This is a genomic window from Paenibacillus sp. FSL W8-1187 (genome assembly GCF_037965485.1).
Taxonomy (GTDB): domain Bacteria; phylum Bacillota; class Bacilli; order Paenibacillales; family Paenibacillaceae; genus Paenibacillus_O; species Paenibacillus_O pasadenensis.
Map to the genome: position 1 here is coordinate 1,983,101 of NZ_CP150181.1, position 17,548 is coordinate 2,000,648.

Annotated in this window: 10 protein-coding genes; 7 read left to right on the forward strand and 3 right to left on the reverse strand. The window is 64.7% G+C overall.

Going from position 1 to position 17,548, the window contains the following annotated elements; translation table 11 throughout:
• Window positions 1-93: 93 nt before the first annotated feature.
• From NYE40_RS08465 to NYE40_RS08495, 7 genes are all read left to right on the forward strand, one after another.
• Window positions 94-1,911 carry a sensor histidine kinase gene (locus NYE40_RS08465; RefSeq protein ID WP_339279785.1) on the forward strand — a complete coding sequence of 606 codons (1,818 nt, stop codon included), beginning with the start codon at window positions 94-96 and terminating at the stop codon, window positions 1,909-1,911.
• Between the two features lie 2 nt (window positions 1,912-1,913).
• A complete protein-coding gene (locus tag NYE40_RS08470) occupies window positions 1,914-3,260 on the forward strand; it encodes a response regulator (RefSeq protein WP_153783224.1) in 1,347 nt (448 codons plus the stop codon).
• Window positions 3,261-3,340: 80 nt separating this feature from the next.
• The gene (locus NYE40_RS08475; RefSeq protein WP_153783225.1) at window positions 3,341-4,804 is read left to right on the forward strand and encodes an extracellular solute-binding protein; all 1,464 of its coding nucleotides are present in this window, start codon (window positions 3,341-3,343) and stop codon (window positions 4,802-4,804) included.
• 183 nt (window positions 4,805-4,987) lie between these two features.
• Window positions 4,988-6,010, forward strand: a complete 1,023-nt coding sequence (locus tag NYE40_RS08480) for an AI-2E family transporter (protein WP_153783226.1) — start codon at window positions 4,988-4,990, stop codon at window positions 6,008-6,010.
• Window positions 6,011-6,457: 447 nt separating this feature from the next.
• Entirely contained in the window at window positions 6,458-9,202 is a 2,745-nt protein-coding gene (locus tag NYE40_RS08485; protein ID WP_339280037.1) for a glycosyl hydrolase family 18 protein, read from the forward strand.
• A 295-nt stretch (window positions 9,203-9,497) separates the two neighbouring features.
• Window positions 9,498-13,358 carry a glycosyltransferase family 39 protein gene (locus NYE40_RS08490; RefSeq protein ID WP_339279786.1) on the forward strand — a complete coding sequence of 1,287 codons (3,861 nt, stop codon included), beginning with the start codon at window positions 9,498-9,500 and terminating at the stop codon, window positions 13,356-13,358.
• Between the two features lie 106 nt (window positions 13,359-13,464).
• A complete protein-coding gene (locus NYE40_RS08495) occupies window positions 13,465-14,382 on the forward strand; it encodes an EamA family transporter (protein ID WP_153783229.1) in 918 nt (305 codons plus the stop codon).
• Between the two features lie 590 nt (window positions 14,383-14,972).
• Here NYE40_RS08495 and NYE40_RS08500 read toward each other — a convergent pair.
• From NYE40_RS08500 to NYE40_RS08510, 3 genes are all read right to left on the reverse strand, one after another.
• Window positions 14,973-15,887 (reverse strand): AraC family transcriptional regulator, encoded by a 915-nt coding sequence (locus NYE40_RS08500; protein WP_028597763.1) that lies wholly within the window; start codon window positions 15,885-15,887, stop codon window positions 14,973-14,975.
• Window positions 15,888-15,969: 82 nt separating this feature from the next.
• Complete coding sequence (locus NYE40_RS08505) at window positions 15,970-16,455, reverse strand: DinB family protein (protein WP_028597764.1); 486 nt, start codon at window positions 16,453-16,455, stop codon at window positions 15,970-15,972.
• 63 nt (window positions 16,456-16,518) lie between these two features.
• Complete coding sequence (locus NYE40_RS08510) at window positions 16,519-17,421, reverse strand: PhzF family phenazine biosynthesis isomerase (RefSeq protein WP_028597765.1); 903 nt, start codon at window positions 17,419-17,421, stop codon at window positions 16,519-16,521.
• Between the last annotated feature and the right edge of the window lie 127 nt (window positions 17,422-17,548).

Genomic DNA, 17,548 nt, shown 5'->3' on the forward strand with positions numbered 1-17,548 from the left:
CCGGGAAATGAAGCATTTGCGCCGGGGGATTGAAATCCGTCTCATTCCGGTCCATAATCGGGGTACTTGAACGTGCACGGAGGCCGACGGCTCATGTTGAATCCGCTTACAAGACTGAGCGTCAAGCTGCAGCTCATCCTGCTGTTCCTGTTCATGGCGCTGCCGATCCTCGGCCTGTTCGCCTACGGCAACCTGAAGGCCGAGACGATCATGAAGGACAACGTCACCGGCGCCTATGCCGAGCTCAACAAGCAGAACCTGCTCATGATCAACAAGGAAATGGACAGCATCAACCGCATCACGACGACGATCATCCAGAATCCGGTGACGCAGCGCATCGTGCCGGGCGGACGGGAGCCGGTGCTCGGCCGGGTCAAGAAGTACGCCGAGATGGACAAGCTGCTGCGCTCCTACTCGACCGGCACGAACGGCGAGACCCCGGTCTATTACTCCCTTTATGTGTACGACCCATCCGGAGAATTCTACTTCGCGCCGTCCATCCAGATGACGCAGAACGGCGTCTACTTCCTATCCGGCAAGAACAAGCCGGACTGGTACGACGAGGCCGTGCGGCTCAAGGGACTCGGCTTCGTCCGCGTGACCTCGACCAATACGGCGTTCGACAAAAGCTCGACGCTCGCCTACATCCGCGCCGTCAACAACATCGCCGAAGGCAGCGGCGTCATCGGCGTGCTCGTCGCCTACAAGCTGGAGCACAAGCTCGCCGACACGATGAGCTCGGTCCGCCTGCCGGGCGGCGACATCAGCCTCGTCGACGAGGCCGGCACGATCATGAGCAGCACGCTGCCGGACCGGATCGGCACGGAGCTGGCGCTGCCGGCGGCGCTGGCGGAGCGGGCCGCGCAGGCGCGCTCGGACCTGCCGGTCCACCTCATCGAGGGGGATCGGATCTATGTGGCGAGCGGCGAGAACAGCCTCCATCTGCGGCTCATCTACGAAATTCCGCTGCAGGCGATGCTGCAGCAGCAAAGCGAGCTCAAAAACGTCATCCTGCTCATTTCCGCCGCTTATGTCGCGGTCGGCTGCATCATCATGATCTATTTCTGGCGCTCGCTCATGACGCCGCTGCAGCGGCTGTCGCTGTTCGTCCGCAGGTACGAGCCCGGCAAGCGGGTACCGGAGACGCCCGGCCAGTCGCGCAGCGACGAGGTCGGCGTGCTGATCTCTGCCGTGTACGGCATGGCGAGGCGGCTCAACAGCCTGATCGCCGACAAGTATCAGGCGGACATCCGGCAGAAGGAAGCGCAGCTGCAGATCCTTTACCACCAGATCAACCCGCATCTGCTGTACAATACGCTGGAGAGCATCTACTGGAAAAGCTCGCTCGAAGGGCATACCGAATCCGCGGAAATGATCAAGGACCTGTCCAAGCTGATGAAGATCAGCCTGAGCCGCGGGCGCGAGCTGATCACGCTCGCGGAGGAGAGCGAGCACGCCGCCGCCTATGTGGCGCTGCAGCGCCGGCGCTACGAGGCGGAGCTGCGCGTGCTCTGGGACATACCGGAGGAGCTCGGCGCGGCGCTCATCCCCAAGATCACGCTTCAGCCGCTGATCGAGAACGCGATCGTCCACGGCATCAAGCACATGGGCGAGGACGGCGAGATCGTCGTCGCCGCGCGCGCGGACGAAGGAGGCGGCCTGCTCGTGACGGTCGGCGACAACGGCTACAAGGCGGTCGACTACGCCGCCATCCAGCGCTGGCTGGACGAGCCGGACAGCTCGCCGTCGTTCGGCTACGGCATCCGCAACATCGACCAGCGCATCCGGCTGCAGTTCGGCCCGCGCTACGGGCTGGCCATCGGTCCGAGAGCGGACGGAGGCACGGAGGTGCGGCTGCAGCTGCCGCTGCTGGACGAGACCGATCTATCTGGACCATCGAGAGGAGAATGAACATGCATCGCATCCTGATCGTCGACGACGAGCCGCTCATCTGCAAGGGGCTGTCCAGCATGCTGGCCGGAGCCGGGCTCGGCATCGAGGATATCCATACCGCGAGCAACGGCTTCGAGGCGCTCGACTATCTCCGTCTGGAGGAGGTCGACCTGATGATCACCGACATCGGCATGCCGGGCATGAACGGCATCGAGCTGATGCATCAGGCCCGGCTCATCAAGCCGTGGGTGCAGACGATCGTCGTCTCCGCGCACGAGACGTTCCAATATGCGCAGATGGCGATGCGGCTCGGCGCGCGCGACTACCTCATCAAGCCGCTGAACGCGGCGCAGCTGCTCGACAGCGTGCGCAACGCGCTGCTGCAGGCCGAGCGCCCCGCCGAAAGCGAGCCCGACTACGCGGCGAGCCTCGGCGGCCGCTTCGCGCTGCAGGCGCAGGCCGAGGAGCCGCGCCGGGCGCTCGAGCGCCTGCTCGCCAATCCGCTTGCCTCGACGGCGGAGGCCGGGGAGCTGGCCGCAGCCGCCGGACTGCAGGAGACAGGGCCTTATTTCGCAGTCATCCGCATCCGTCCGGAATTCGACACGCGCCCGGATCTGTCGCCGCGGGACCGGAAACTGCTTGCCTACGCCGTCATGAACCTCTCCACGGAGCTGCTCGGCAAGGACTGGAATCCGGTCCCGCTCGAGCTGCCCGACGAGGAGGTCGGCCTCGTCATCGGCTGGAGCGAGGAGCGCTACGAGGACGCCACGGTCAGCAAGATCAACCAGCTCGACATGATCGGCCGCAGCCTCCATCATCATGCCGACTCGTTCCTGCGGCTGCCGGTGCTCGTCGGCATCAGCCAGATCGCCCGCGGGCCGGAGTTCCTCCATCTGCTGGCGACCCAGTCGAGAAGGGCGCTGGAGTGGCGGATCCGGCATCCGGGGCAAAAGGTGTTCTACTACGGCGACTTCAGCTGGAGCGAAGCGGAGGGCGGCTCCGTCAGGCAGCCCGGCGAGGAAGAGGCGTCCGCCCAGACGAACCGGATCGTGGAGCGCTCCCTGCGCTACATCGAGGACAACTACGCGCAGAAGGGGCTGACGCTGCATGAGGTATCCCAGCGCGGACATGTCAGTCCCAACTATTTGAGCTATCTGTTCAAGAAGAACACCGGCTACAACCTGTGGGAATACGTCATCAAGCTGCGGATGGAGGAAGGCCGCCGGCTGCTGCTGACGACCGACTTGCGGCGGTACGAGGTGGCGGAGCGGGTCGGCTACGAATCGCCGGAGCATTTCAGCAAGATCTTCAAGAAGTACTACGGCTACAGCCCGAGCGAGCTGAAAAAAGAAAGCCAAGGCAAGTAGGATTGGAAAGGCTCCGCGCTGCGCGAGCGGATTCGATGGGCCTCGGGCGACATATCGCAATGGGAAAAGGGGAGCTACACATGCGCAAGCCGGCTGCGCTCATCAGCCTTCTGATGGCGACGACGCTGCTGCTGTCCGCCTGCAGCGACGGCAACGGCAGCTCCGGCAAAACCGGAGCTGCCAGCAAAGGAGGAAGCGCGGCGCCGAACAAGCCGGCCGCGAGCAGCGGCGGCGTCTCGGCGCCGGGCGAAGGGGATATCCGGGACCGGAAGATTGCGATCAGCATCTATTACCCGTTGTCCGATCAGGTCGAGAAGCGCAAGGCCGAGGACGACAAGATCGCGCGCTTCCAAAAGGAATATCCGAACGTCACGATCACCAAGAGCGACTGGCACTACAATGTCGACGAGATCGGAGTGAAGATGGCGGCCAACGAGGCGCCGACGTTTTTCAACACGTTCGCGACGGAGGCCGGCTTCCTCGTGCAGCGCGGCTGGGCGGCGGACATCACCGAGCTGTGGAACGGCTACGAGCGCAAGGACGACATCAATCCGACGCTGCAAAGCCAGTTCATCAAGGACGGCAAGGTGTTCGGCATCGTGCAGAACGGCTACTCTACCTCCGTGGTCGTCAACAAGAAGCTGCTCGCCGACAAAAGCGTGGCCGCACCGCCGTATGACTGGACATGGGACGACATGCTGAGGACGGCCCAAGCGGCGGCCGATCCGGTTAAGGGCATCTCCGGCATCGCCCCGATGGGCAAAGGCAACGAAGCGGGCTGGAACTGGACGAACTTCCTGTTCGAAGCCGGCGGCCAGATCCAGACCGTCGAAGGCGGCAAGGTGACGGCGGCGTTCAACTCCGACGCAGCGGTGAAGGCGCTGCAGTTCTATCAGAAGCTGCGCTGGGAAGCGGACGCCATTCCGAAGGACTGGGCGCTCGGCTGGGACGACGCGGTCGGCGCGTTCGCGCAAGGGCGCACCGCGATGGTCATCGCCGGCGCGGAGGGCGTGCTCGACCAGGCGCTCAATCAGGGCGGCATGAAGTCGGAGGACATCGCGACCTATCCGATGCCGGCGGCCCAGGCCGGAGGCAAGCATTCCGGCATCCTGGGCGGCGACTATCTCGTCATCAACCCGAACGCTTCCAAGGACGAGCAGGAAATGGCGTTCCGCTATATCATCTTCGACTGCTTCTCCGACAACTACCTGGAGGCCGTCGAGAAGGACATCCAGGCCCGCAAGGCAGAGGGCAAGTTCTACATCCCGCCGCAAATGAGCTATTACAAGGAAGACTCCGACTACGGCAAGAGGCTGCAGGCGATCTACGACAAGTACGACAACGTGTACAAGTACGACCCGGAGTCCAGCAAGCTGCTCGACGGCAATCCGGAAGCCCAGTACAACACCCAGGAATACTATGCCGAGATGACGAACATCGTCCAGGAAGTGTTCTCCCAGCAGGACGTCGACCTGAAGGCGAAGCTCGATGCGGCCGCCGCGACGATGCAGACCAAATACTACGACGCCATCCAAGCCCGCTGACCTTCGTCGGCCGGCCGGGTCTGCCTTGGGGCGGAACCGGCCTTTTTTCGGCGGATCGGCCGCTCCGCATCGACAGCGCGGGCTGCATCGGTAATAATGTAGAGAAGCCATGCGCGCATCGCCGGCCCTTCTGCCCTCGCGATGCGCGCCAGCACGAGAACCTTCATGTTAGAGAGGGAAGTCATGGAATCGATGCGCGCTTTTTTCGCTATGCCCGCCGTCCGCAGGATCGTCGTCCTGCTGCTGCTCGTCGGCTTGCTCTACAGCCTGCGGCACATGCTCAATCTGATCCTGCTGCTGTTTCTCGTGACCTATGTCATGAACCGGCTGCAAGGACTCTTCACCGGATGGATCAACAAGGCGGTCCCGGTGCATCCGATCGTCGTCGCGGTGCTGCTGTACGTGCTGCTGCTGTCCGGCCTGGCTTGGGGCATCTCCAATTATGTGCCTCAGATCGTCACCCAAGGCCGCGACATGATCAATACGATCATCCGCTTCCTCAACTCCACGGAGGGCAACGACATCGCGAAGCGGCTGTCGGAGGAGCTGGAGAAGATCGACTACAAGACGTATGTCGACCAGGCGTTCCTCTATCTGGGCAAGATCGGCAAGATTTTGGAGCTCGTGCTGATCGTCATCCTGCTCAGCTTTTTCTTCCTGCTGCAAAAAGCGAAGATTCTCGCCTTCACCCAAAAGTTCCAGACGAGCAAGATCGGCTGGGTCTATGACGAGATCGCCTACTTCGCCCAGCGCTTCGTCTCCTCGTTCGGCAAGGTCATCGAGGTGCAGCTCGTCATCGCGCTGTTCAACACCGTATTCACGATGCTCGGGCTGTGGATCATGGGCTATCCGTACCTGTTCGCGCTGACGATCATGGTCTTCCTGCTGAGCCTCATCCCGGTGGCGGGCGTCATCATCTCGTTCGTGCCGATCGGCATCATCGGCTACCAGGCGGGCGGCGTCACGCTCGTATTCTGGGTCATCGTGATGATCCTGCTCATCCACGCTCTGGAGACGTATTTCCTCAATCCGAGGCTGATGGCGTCCAAGACGAAGCTGCCGATGTTCTATACGTTCGTCATCCTCGTCTTCTCGCAGCATTACTTCGGCATCTGGGGGCTCATCATCGGCATCCCGGTATTCATGTTCGTGCTGGATATTCTGCATGTGCCGCTCGGCGATGGCGAGAAGAAAAAAGAAGCTTGACGGTCGGAAGAAGCGGCTTCCCGCAAGCCCGGCCGCATGCAGGGAAAGCCTGTCCGGATTCGTTCGGATGGGCTTTTTTTTATTTTTTGATCAGAGAGATGGAAGGAAATCAAGAGGCGGGACTACGTTCGGCGGGGGAAATATCTTATCGAAAAAGGGGGAGATTTTCCCTCCTTTTTTTCTTTATCCGCAATCGTTTGATACTTTCCCACTTTTTCTTATAGATACGCGCGGAGTCTGGGAAATAGGAAGGAAATGGCGGGAAAAGATGCGAAAATGGACCTCGTATCCAGCTCGAGAGACAAGGGAGGGACAAGCACGAGCAAGGCGCAGACCGGCAAGCCGCGAATTCATTCTTCCCCCATTCTTCCGCAGAGGTGATCGAGGTTGAACAGACGATGGAAACAGAAGGTTGCCACAAAGCTAGCCTCTTTTTTATGCTTGACCTTGCTCGCAGGGCTAGTCTCCCTGCCGGCATCCGCAACCGCCGCGGAGGGCCCGCCTCCGCCGCCGACGAATCTGCAGGTGTCGGAAATCAAGGGACGTTCCGCCATGCTGACCTGGGATCTCAACGACCGGCATGATCCGGACAAAGGGTATGACATCTATGTCGCGAAGGACAAGACAAAGCCGGACAGCGGCTTCAACTACCAGGGCTGGTTCGCAGATCCGCCGGTCACGCTCGGAGGACTGGAGCCTGAGACGGAGTACACGTTCTACATCCGTCAGGCCAGCGTTTCCGGCTCGAGCGTGCCGAGCGAGCGGATCACCTTCACGACGGCAGCCGATACGGCGACCGCTCCTCCCGCTCCTCTCAAGAAGCCCCATCAGCCTCGAGTGACGGAAGTAACGTACGAGTCGCTGATGATCCAGTTCGACAACGTTCCCGGAGCCGACGGATATGACGTATACAGCCGCACGAACTGGCTGGCCGGCATCTGGAACGGCTCTGGCACCTACAAGCTGGACGCCTCCAAGCTGACCGTCGGGCAAGAAGTCTACCTGCAGGTCGCCGCGCAGGACTCGTCGAAAGCGAGACCGAACTCGCCGAAAAGCGATCCGATCCGCCTGATCTGGGGCCAGCTCGACGCGCCGAAGGACGTGCAGGTCGTCACGGCGACGAAGTCCGAGGTCACGCTCGGATGGGCGACCGTTGCAGGCGCGACGTATTATGAAATCTACTCCGGCGGCAAGCTTCTCGGCACTTCGGCGGAGCCGCGCTATCTGGCGACGGGGCTGAAGACGAGCCAGCCGTACTATTTCACGGTCGTGGCCAAGAACGATCTGTGGACATCTCCGACGAGCGCTCGCGTCAAGGCGACGCCGGGCCACAACTACAATCTCGTCTACTACTACGCCTCGTGGGCTCGCAGCGAAACCGGCCGCGACTTCCAGCCATCCGACATTGATACGAGCCAGCTGACGCATATCAACTACGCGTTCGCAGACATCTGCTGGGGCGGCTATGGCGAAAGCGGCAAGGAATGCCAGAATCCGGAAATCGCCGACCAATCCGGCTATGTGTTCGACGGCAGCATGGTCATTGGCGCGCCGGCCGACGACATGCCGAACTTCGCCGAGCTCAGGACGATGAAGCAGCGCGATCCGGACTTCAAGCTCATGGTTTCCGTCGGCGGCTGGAGCTGGTCCAAGTATTTCTCGAGGCTGGCCGCTGCGGAAGAGACCCGTCTGACATTCGCTCAAACCGCGCTGCAGTATTTGCGCAGCAACGGCTTCGACGGACTCGACATCGACTGGGAATATCCGGTCGAAGGCGGGGAGGACGACAACGACCGCAGCCCGGACGATCCCCAGAACTTCACGCTGCTCATGAAGACGCTGCGCGAGACGCTGGACGCCGCCGGTCAAAAGGACGGCAAGTACTACCTGCTGACCATCGCTTCGGGACAAGGCGACAATTTCACGCGCAACGCCGACTTTACGAATTCCGTGCCTTACCTCGACTTCGTCAACATCATGACCTACGACTACAGCGGCGGCTGGCACAGCTCCGCCTACCACAACGCGCCGCTCTACTACGATCCGGCCAACAAGCAATCGACCGCTCCGCGCAACAACGTGGCCGGCGGGGCAGCGGGCCATCTGAAGGGCGGCGTGCCGAACTACAAGCTCGTCCTCGGCGTGCCGTTCTACGGCAACGGCTGGATCGGATGCTCGGGCGAGTACGGAGAGTGCGCCTCTCCATCCACAGACGGCACATGGGAAGCGGGCAAGTTCGACTTCACCGACCTGGAAGAGAACTATGTCACCCAATCGACCTACAAGCGGCATTGGAACGACAAAGCCAAAGTGCCTTATCTGTTCAACGAGAAAACAGGCACGTTCATCTCTTATGACGATGAGGAATCCATCACGTACAAGGCGATCCATGTGCGGAAGGAAAATCTGGCCGGCATCATGAACTGGGAAATTTCCGGCGACCGCAACCGGACGCTGACGACACGGATCTTCGAGGAGCTGCCGATCTACGGCAATCCGAGCCAGGCTCGTCCGGAGCCGACTCCGACGCCGACACCGACGCCGGAGCCGCCGATCTACTGGATTCCTACGTCGACGCCTTCTCCGTCGGCATCGCCAAGCGCGACGCCGGCTCCAAGCGCGACCCCGGCGCCTTCAAATGCGCCGTCCGTCGAGACGCCTCGCGATGCGGTCGGGCATTGGGCGGAGAACGATATCGTCAAAGCGATCCAGCTCGGCCTCTTCCAAGGCTATCCGGACGGATCGTTCCAGCCGAACGAAAAGACGACTCGCGGCATGCTGGCCGTCCTGGTCAGCCGTCTGCTGCCTCCTACGAGCGCAGCCGCGCCTGCGCCGTTCAAGGATGCGGACCGCTTCCCGGCCTGGTCGGCGGATGCGATCGTCCAGGTCCAGGCTCTCGGCCTGATCCGAGGCTATGAGGACGGGACGTTCCGACCGGACAAAGCGATCACTCGAGCGGAGCTGCTCACGCTGCTCGCTCGAGCGGCCGGATGGCCGCCGGCATCCGGCGCCGCCACCTCCTTCATGGATGACGCCCTCATCCCGGCATGGTCCAAGTCCGCCGTTCAAGCCGCTGCCGACAAAGGGCTGCTGAACGGCAGGGAAGACGGCAGCTTCGATCCGCAAGGCATCGCGACGCGGGCGGAAACGGCCGCGCTCGTGCTCCGGTTCTTGAGCGAGCTGACGAAATAAGATCATTGGCCTCGGCACGGTCCCCATTTACAAAAAAACGAGAAAAGGACGCGGCCTCGAGCGAGGCCCGTCCTTTTTCCTATTCCGGAGCGGCCTTTCGGCAGCGGAGCGGCAGCCGGCAGCCGTTTTTCCTCCTGCGCGCCGATAAATTTCCCCTTGCGCCCGGCCTTCCTCTCCTGCAAAGGTGAAAGAGATCGAATCCGCTCGGAAGCTGCGTCTTTTGAGGGTGTCGCAAGCGGGTCCGGTATGCTAATCTGGTAGAAGTCATGCAGCCAGGAGAGGATGGTAGGACGAAGTGAAGCTTACATACATACGCCCGGCCTTGGCGATCCTGCTGGTCGCCATCATGGCGCTGGCCGGCCGGCCTCCGGCCTATGCCGCGACGGAGCTGATCGTCAACGGCAGCTTCGAGGCGTCCCAGGACGGGCTGCCGCAAGGCTGGACCAAAGACGGCTACAAGCTCGACGAATCGGTGACGGCATGGACGCTGGAGCAGGGCAGCGGCTCCGATCCCGCGCATTACGTCCGGGTCGCGAGCCAGCAGCCGAACGACGCCCGCTGGCTGCAAAAGGTCGCGGTCAAGCCGGACACGCTGTACAAGCTCAGCGGCATGATCCGCGCATCCGGCGTGCCGTCCGGCTCGGCCGGCGCGAACCTGTCCGTGCTCGGCGTGCTGGACACGTCCGCGCCGGCATTCGATACCGCGGGCGTCTGGCAGCAGGTCGAGCTGTACGGACGGACCGGTCCCGAGCAGCAGGAGCTCGACGTCGCCCTTCGTCTCGGCGGCTACGGCAGCGAGACGACCGGCACGGCCGATTTCGCCGCCGTGTCGCTCGTCGAGGTCGAGGGAGAAGCGGCGGCGAACGCCGTTTCGTTCGATCCGTCGACCGTAGCGCCGGGCTCGGGCGGCGACTCCTCCGCCGGAGCCGGCGCGCCGGGCTTCCTCATGCCGCTGGCGATCTTCGGCGGCATCGCCTTCGCGGCGGCGCTGTACATCGGCTGGAGCGCGATCTTCGGCCGCCGCGTCTCCGCCGGCTTGGCCGCGGAGCTGCGGCGGCAGCCGGAGCCGGGCCGCTCCGGCCGCGCGATCTGGCTCGTGCTGGGAGCCGGCCTGCTGCTGCGGCTGCTGCTCGCGCCGACGATGCAGGGCCATCCCGTCGACTACACCGACTTCAGCCTATGGGCGCAGCGGGCGTACGAGACGGGCTTGAACGGATTTTTCGAGGACGGCGTGTTCGCGGATTATCCGCCGGGCTACATCTACGTCCTGTGGGTGCTGGGGATGCTCAAGAGCGCGCTGGGACTCGGCTTCGGAGCCGGACCCGAGATCCTGCTCGTCAAGCTGCCGGCGCTGCTCGCGGATCTCGCCGCCGGCTGGCTGCTGTACGATCTGGCCCGCCGCCGCTTCGGCACGAGGCTGAGCGCGTTTCTGGCGGCGCTGTACGTGTTCAGCCCGGCCGTCTGGCTCGACTCCGCGCTGTGGGCGCAGGTCGATTCCGTCATGGCGCTGCTCGTGCTGCTGGCCGTGCGGGCGCTGACGTCGAGCCGCTACGCCGCCGGCGCGGCCTGGCTCGCCGTCGCCGTGCTCGTCAAGCCGCAAGCGGTGCTGTTCCTGCCGCTGCTGCTGTTCGCGCTGCTCTCGAGCCGCCGGCCGGCCGATTGGCTCAAGGCCGCCGGAGCCGGCATCGGCAGCGCGCTGCTGCTGCTCCTGCCGTTCGCGATCGGCAGGGAGCCGGGCTGGATCATCGAGCATTACGGCAACATGTTCGCGTCCTACCCGTACGCCACGCTCAACGCCTTCAACCTGTACGGGCTGCTCGGCTACAACGGCATCGAGACGACCCGCACCTGGCTCGGCCTGGAGCTCTCGGCATGGGGCAACGTCGGGGCGCTCGCCGCGCTCGTGGCGATGGGGCTGATCTGCTGGAAAAAAGGCCGCGAAGGGCTTTATCTGGCGGCCTTCGCCGGAGCCCTGCTCGTCTTCCTGCTGAAGACCGGCATGCATGAGCGCTACCTGTATCCCGCGCTCGCGTTCGCGCTGGCGGCGTTCATCGTCTCCGGCAGCAAGCGGCTGCTCGCGCTGTACGGCGCGCTGACGCTCACGGTGCTGGCGAATACGGCGCCGGTGCTGCGGGACGCGATCGAGCAGAGCTTCTACCGGGCCAACGGCGACGGCCTCATGGTGACGGTATCGCTGCTCCAGCTGCTCGCCGGCGCGGCGCTCGTCCATCTGGTCGTCCAGCTCGTCCGCGGCCGCTCGTACGGATCGCTGGCGCTGGCCGCCGGCGGCGCGTGGAAGCTGCCGGACGCGCCTGCGCCACAGCGGGCAGCCGGCTCCGCGGCTTCCGCGAACGAGCCGTCCGGTCCCGAGCCGTACGAGGACACGACCCGCATATCCCGGCGCAAGGAATGGCTGCCGATCGCGGGCCTGGTCGCCGTCTACGCCGTCCTCATGTTCTGGCAGCTCGGCGACGCCAAGGCGCCGTCCACGCCGTGGGCGCCGACGCAGGCCAGCCAGGAGGTGACGGTGCAGCTCGAGGGAGGTCCGCAGCCGGCCGACCATGTCATGCTGTACGCCGGCATCGGCAGCGGCACGGTGCAGGTCGCATTGTCCGCGGACGGCACGACGTTCGGCGCTCCGGCCGAGCAGAAGCTCGACGGCGGCACCGTCTTCCAGTGGAAGTCGATCGGCATCGGCGGACAGACGATCCAGGCGGTGCGCATCACCGGCACGCCGGGCGTCGTCCTGTACGAAGCGGGAGTGATCGACGCCGACGGCCGCACGATGCCGCTGCTGGATACGGGCGGCTCGCCGCTGTTCGACGAGCAGTCGCTCGTGCCGGCGAAGCCTTCGTACAAGAACAGCATGTACTTCGACGAGATCTACCACGCGCGCACGGCGTTCGAGCATCTGCATCGGATCGAGCCGTACGAGACGACGCATCCGCCGCTCGGCAAGGTCATCATCATGGCGGGCGTCTCGATCTTCGGCATGAATCCGTTCGGCTGGCGGGTGATGGGAGGACTGGCGGGGCTGCTGCTCATCCCGGCGATGTACGCGCTGGCGCGGGGCTTGTTCAACTCGCGCAAGGCCGGCCTGCTGGCCGCCTCGCTCATCCTGCTCGACTTCATGCCGCTCGTGCAGTCGCGGATCGGCACGGTCGATACGTACGCCGTCCTGTTCATCCTCCTCAGCTACCACTTCATGAACCGGTTCCTGCAGCGCAACGTCGTCGGAGCGAGGCTGTGGCCGGCGCTGCAGGCGTTCGCGCTGTCCGGCGTCTTCTTCGGGCTCGGAGCGTCGGTCAAATGGGTCGGCGTCTACTCCGGCGCAGGCCTGGCCGTCCTGTTCTTCGGCTCGATGTACCGGCGGTGGAAGGCTTCGCGCGAGGGAGCGCCAGGCGTGTCCGGGGCTTCGCGCGGAGCGGACGCGGCTCGCGGCGGCGCAGGAATTCCGCGCGGAGCGGAGGCGGCGGCCGCGGAAAGCCGCGTGCCGGCGAAGCTGATCGGCGCGGGCTTGCTGTTCTTCGTCGCCGTGCCCGCCGTCGTCTACGCGCTGACGTACATCCCGTTCATGCTCGTGCCGGGGCCGGGCCACGGCCTGCGCAACGTCATCGAGTTCCAGAAGTTCATGTACGACTACCATTCCAAGCTCGTGGCGACGCATCCGTTCGCCTCGACCTGGTGGGAGTGGCCGATCATCCGCCGGCCGGTCTGGTACTACGGCGGCTCCGGCCTGGCCGAGGGCCAGATCGCCAGCATCATGAGCCTCGGCAACCCGCTCATCTGGTGGGCCGGCATTCCGTGCGCGCTAGCTGCCTTCGCGGCCGCCTGGAAAAGACGCAGCCGCGCGCTGCTCGTCATTACGATCGGGCTGCTCTCGCAGTACCTGCCGTGGGTCGGCATTCCGCGCCTGACGTTCATCTACCACTACTACGCGACGGTGCCGTTCCTCATCCTGTGCATCGTGTACGTGCTGATCCGCCTGCCGGAGAAGATGGACCGAAGATCGGCGAACCTGGCGACGGGACTGTATGTGGGCATTGCGGCCGCGCTGCTGGCGATGTTCTATCCGGTGCTGACCGGCCTCACGATCAGCCGCAGCTATGCGGAGCATTTCCTCAAGTGGTTCGGCAGCTGGACGTTCTTCTCCTGACGGAGAAAGGACTCCGCCGACAAGGCAAAAGGCAAAAGGACGAAGCGCCTGCCGCTTCGTCCTTTTGCCTTTTGCTGCGATTGAAACAGAAAGGAAGGGAATTGCCATGACCAAGCCGCTCGCGGCCGCGCTCGTAACGCTCAGCCTCATTTGGGGAGGCTCGTTTTTCTTCATCAAGATTCTGCTGGAGGAGGCCGGGCCGTGGATGATCGCCTTCCTCCGCGCCGGCGCAGGGCTCGTCGCCATCACCGCCGTCATGCTTGCGCTGCGGCAGCCGTTCTCGCTGCGCTCGCTGCCTTGGCTGCCGATGGCCGTCATGGCGACGTTCAACACGACGGTGCCGTGGGCGCTCATCCCGCTCAGCGAGACGAGGCTGACGAGCAGCGTCGCCTCGGTGCTCAACGCGACGACGCCGCTTTGGACGCTCGTCGTCGGGGCGCTTTTTTTCGCCGGCAAGCCGGGGCCGAAGCAGTGGGGAGGCATCCTCGTCTCGCTCGCCGGCATCCTCGTGCTGCTCGGCGTCAATCCGGCGACGATCATTTCGGTCGACGGCTTCGGCTTCCTGTGCATGATGGGCGCGACGCTCTGCTACGGCATCGGCTCGCAGCTGTCCAAGCGGCTGAGCGGACTGACGATGTACCAGTCGACCTTCGGCACGCTGCTCGTGGCGACCGTCTCCTGCGGCGCGATCGCGCTCGTCCGCGATCCGCTGCCGGTGGAAGCGCTCGGGTCGGGACCGTTCCTCGGGGCGCTCGTCGGCCTCGGCGTATTCGGCTCCGGGATCGCCTACATCCTGTTCTATTTCCTGATTCAAAAGGGAAGCCCGGAGCTCGCCACGATGGTTACCTACCTGGTGCCGGCGACAGCGATTCTGTGGGGCTTCCTGCTGCTGGGCGAGGAGCTGCGCTGGAACTTGCTCGCCGGGCTCGCGATCATCCTCGCCGGCGTATTCCTGGCGACGAGGCCTTCCCGTCCGGCGTCAGCGCCGGCTCGAAGCGGCGTCGACGGGGCGCAGCGGGAGTAGCTGGAAGATAAGGAGTCATAGGGACAGAGCCAAGGTCTATGAAAAGATCTTGGCTCCGTCCTTTTTTCTTGCACTCGTACCGTGCGGCGTGCAGGCGGTGCGAGGAGGCGATGACGGGGTCGAGAGTACCGTCGTGCGGCGTGCAGGCGGTGCGAGGAGGCGATGACGGGGTCGAGAGTACCGTCGTGCGGCGTGCAGGTGGTGCGAGGAGACGACGACGGGGTCGAGAGTACCGTCGTGCGGCGTGCAGGTGGTGCGAGGAGATGACGCCCACGCGCAGAAAAACCGCGCGTAGCCCGCGCGGCCGGCGCGCCAGCGAAGCCTACGCGCGTGAAAACCGCGCGTAGCCCGCGCGACCGTCGCGCCAGCGAAGCCTACGCGCGTGAAAACCGCGCGTAGCCCGCGCGGCCGGCGCGCAGGCGAAGCCTACGCGCGTAAAAACCGTGCGTAGCCCGCGCGGCCGTCGCGCCAGCGAAGCCTACGCGCGTGAAAACCGCGCGTAGCCCGCGCGGCCGGCGCGGTCGGCGCACGCTCCCATGCAAAAAGGCCAGCGCACGGATGCCGTGTGCTGGCCTTTTTGCTTGGAACGATTACGACGACGTCAGCTTCACCGGCACCCAGATCTCGGTCACGGCGTCCGTATCGGGACCGCCGTCCTCCAGGTACAGCTCCAGCTCCGGGCCGCCCGCGTGCTCGTAGCCGGTGGACGGGAACCACTCCGAGAAGATGCGCTTCGTGACGCTCTGCACCGACTCCGGCAGCGGCCCGGCCGCGGTGAAGACGGCCCACGTGGAGGCGGGCACCTCGCGCTCGACGAACTCGGCGCCGGCATGCTCGAACGGCGCCGGCACCGTCCCGGCAGGAGCTTCCACGGCGATCATGTAGCGGAACCGCTCCGTCTCGTCCTTGTCGCTAGCCGTGCCGTCGATCATGCGGAAGTCCGTGCAGGCGCCGATCAGCGGCTGGCCCGGCTGGAGCTTCAGCACACGATCGATCGTGCCGTTCGGCCCGCTCTCTTGCCAGAACTGCGGGATGCGCCGGAAGTTCTCGCCGTTCTCGCAGCTGACGACGATCGATGCTCCGGCAATCGTGAAGCGGTCTCTTTTCTCGATCCGATAGTTCATTTCCATTTCTCCCTTCAGCGATAGATGGAAGCGCAGCTTCGGAAAGGCGACCAGGCGGCAGCCGGGCTGGCGGGCCATCGTCGGCGTGACGCCATGCGTCTTGCGGAACGCCTTGGCGAACGCCTCCGGCGACTCGTAGCCGTACTTGAGCGCGACATCGACGACCTTGATCCCGCTCGCGGCCAGCTCCTGCGCCGCTCTCGTGAGCCGCCGGCGCCGCACGTACTCGCCCAGCGGATAGCCGGTCAGAGCATGGAACATGCGCTGAAAGTGAAACGGCGACGAGTAGGCGTCCCGCGCCAGCGCCTCCACGTCGAGGCGTCCGTCCAGCAGCCGTTCGATCCGGTCGAGCGTGTCGTTCATTCGGGTCAGCCAATCCACGGCTTCGCGCCTCCTTCCTTGCTGATTGTATCGGGTTTCGCCGCCGTCAGCCTGTCTTAGACTGCTCCTCGCGGACCGATGCTCACAGCCCGAGCAGCCGGCGGTACAGCTTGATGACGCTCATGTGCAGCCCTTCGTGGTAAAGGGCGAGCGAGAGGAATTCGCGCGGCGTCGTCAGCAGGATGCCGGTCGACGTCGTATACGGCTCGACCGGTTCGTCGAGGCGGCCGGCGAGCGCGCCTTGCACCCGTCCGGGCTGCTCGCGCAGCAGCTCCAGCAGCTCCTCGAGCGCCGGCACGGGCTCATCCTGGTCCATCCAGGATGCCGGCGAGCTGCCGAAGTCGAACTGCGTGCGGAACGAAGCCGGCAGCGGAGACGGCAGCGCCGGCGCCTTGAAGGCGAAGCGCTCCAGCACGGCGACGAGATGGCCGGCGTTCCAGCGGATGGAGTTGCGGAAGCCGGACGGGATGAGGTCGCCCTGCAGCGGCGTCAGATCCTCGAGCTGCCGGACGGTGAGCGATCGCACGGCGTCGAGCTGGGCGAAGATTGCGGAATCGGATCGGGTCATAGGTTCAGTCTCCTTTTTATCGAGAAATGAGTCGGATGGGGCGCGAGACGGAGCGTCCTCGGGCTAAAGCGCCGGCAAGCTCCACTCCCGCACGAATACGGCGGAGCCGCGGATCTCGACCTCCCGCTCGCCGCCGCGCGGGACGACTCTGACATGGACCTTGCCGTCGCGGCCGACTTCTCGGCCTTGCTCGACGGTCAAGCGCAGCCCTTCCGGCGGCGCCGCGGCGATGCAGCGGTCCCAGTAAGCGCCGAGCACGCCGGAGGCGGTGCCGGTGACGGGATCCTCGACCGTGCCGGAGTACGGGGAGGAGAAGTGGCGGGCGTGGAGGCGGGCGTCCGCATGGACGGTCTCCAGGCAGAACGGATGGAGCGAGGCGCGCGGGAGCTCGGCCAGCAGCTCCGGGAACCGGCGGTTGTCCGGCCGCATGCGGGCGCAGGCGGCCAGTCCGCGCACAGGCACGCACAGCGTCCAGATGCCCGTGCTGCCGTAGACGATCGGCAGATCGGGATGCAGGTCCTGCTCCGCCAGCCCGATGGCGTCCGCAAGCTCCGCGCGCGAGCCGCCGAACGGCCGGAACTGCGGCGCGGCTTGGCGCATGACGAAGCTCGGCCTGCCGCTGCCGGCATCGCGCTCGACGCGGATCGGGAGCACGCCGGCCAGCGTCTCGACGGTGAGCGTGTCCAGGCCGTCCAGACGGCCGGCGGCTGCCAGCGCGGCGAGACAGGCCATCGTGCCGTGGCCGCATAGATCCATCTCATGTCCGGGCGTGAAGTAGCGGATGCGGAAGTCGGCGCGCTCCGAGGGCAGCACGAAGCAGGTCTCGTTGAAGCCGACGCGCGCGGCCAGATCGAGCATCTGCTCGTCGGTCAAGGCTTCGGCTTGGAGCACGACGCCTCCGGGATTGCCTTTGCCGGGCTCGTCGGCAAAAGCGTCGTAATGAAGAAAGGCCGTTTCGGCGATCATGACGTCCCTCCTTTTTCCCGCATTATAGCACGGCGGCTGGAGGAGCAAGGAAGATTCGTAGAAAAACACCTGCTTGCGATAAAAGCGCACCTCGAACATGGAAGCGGTTGCACCCTACACTGAAAGA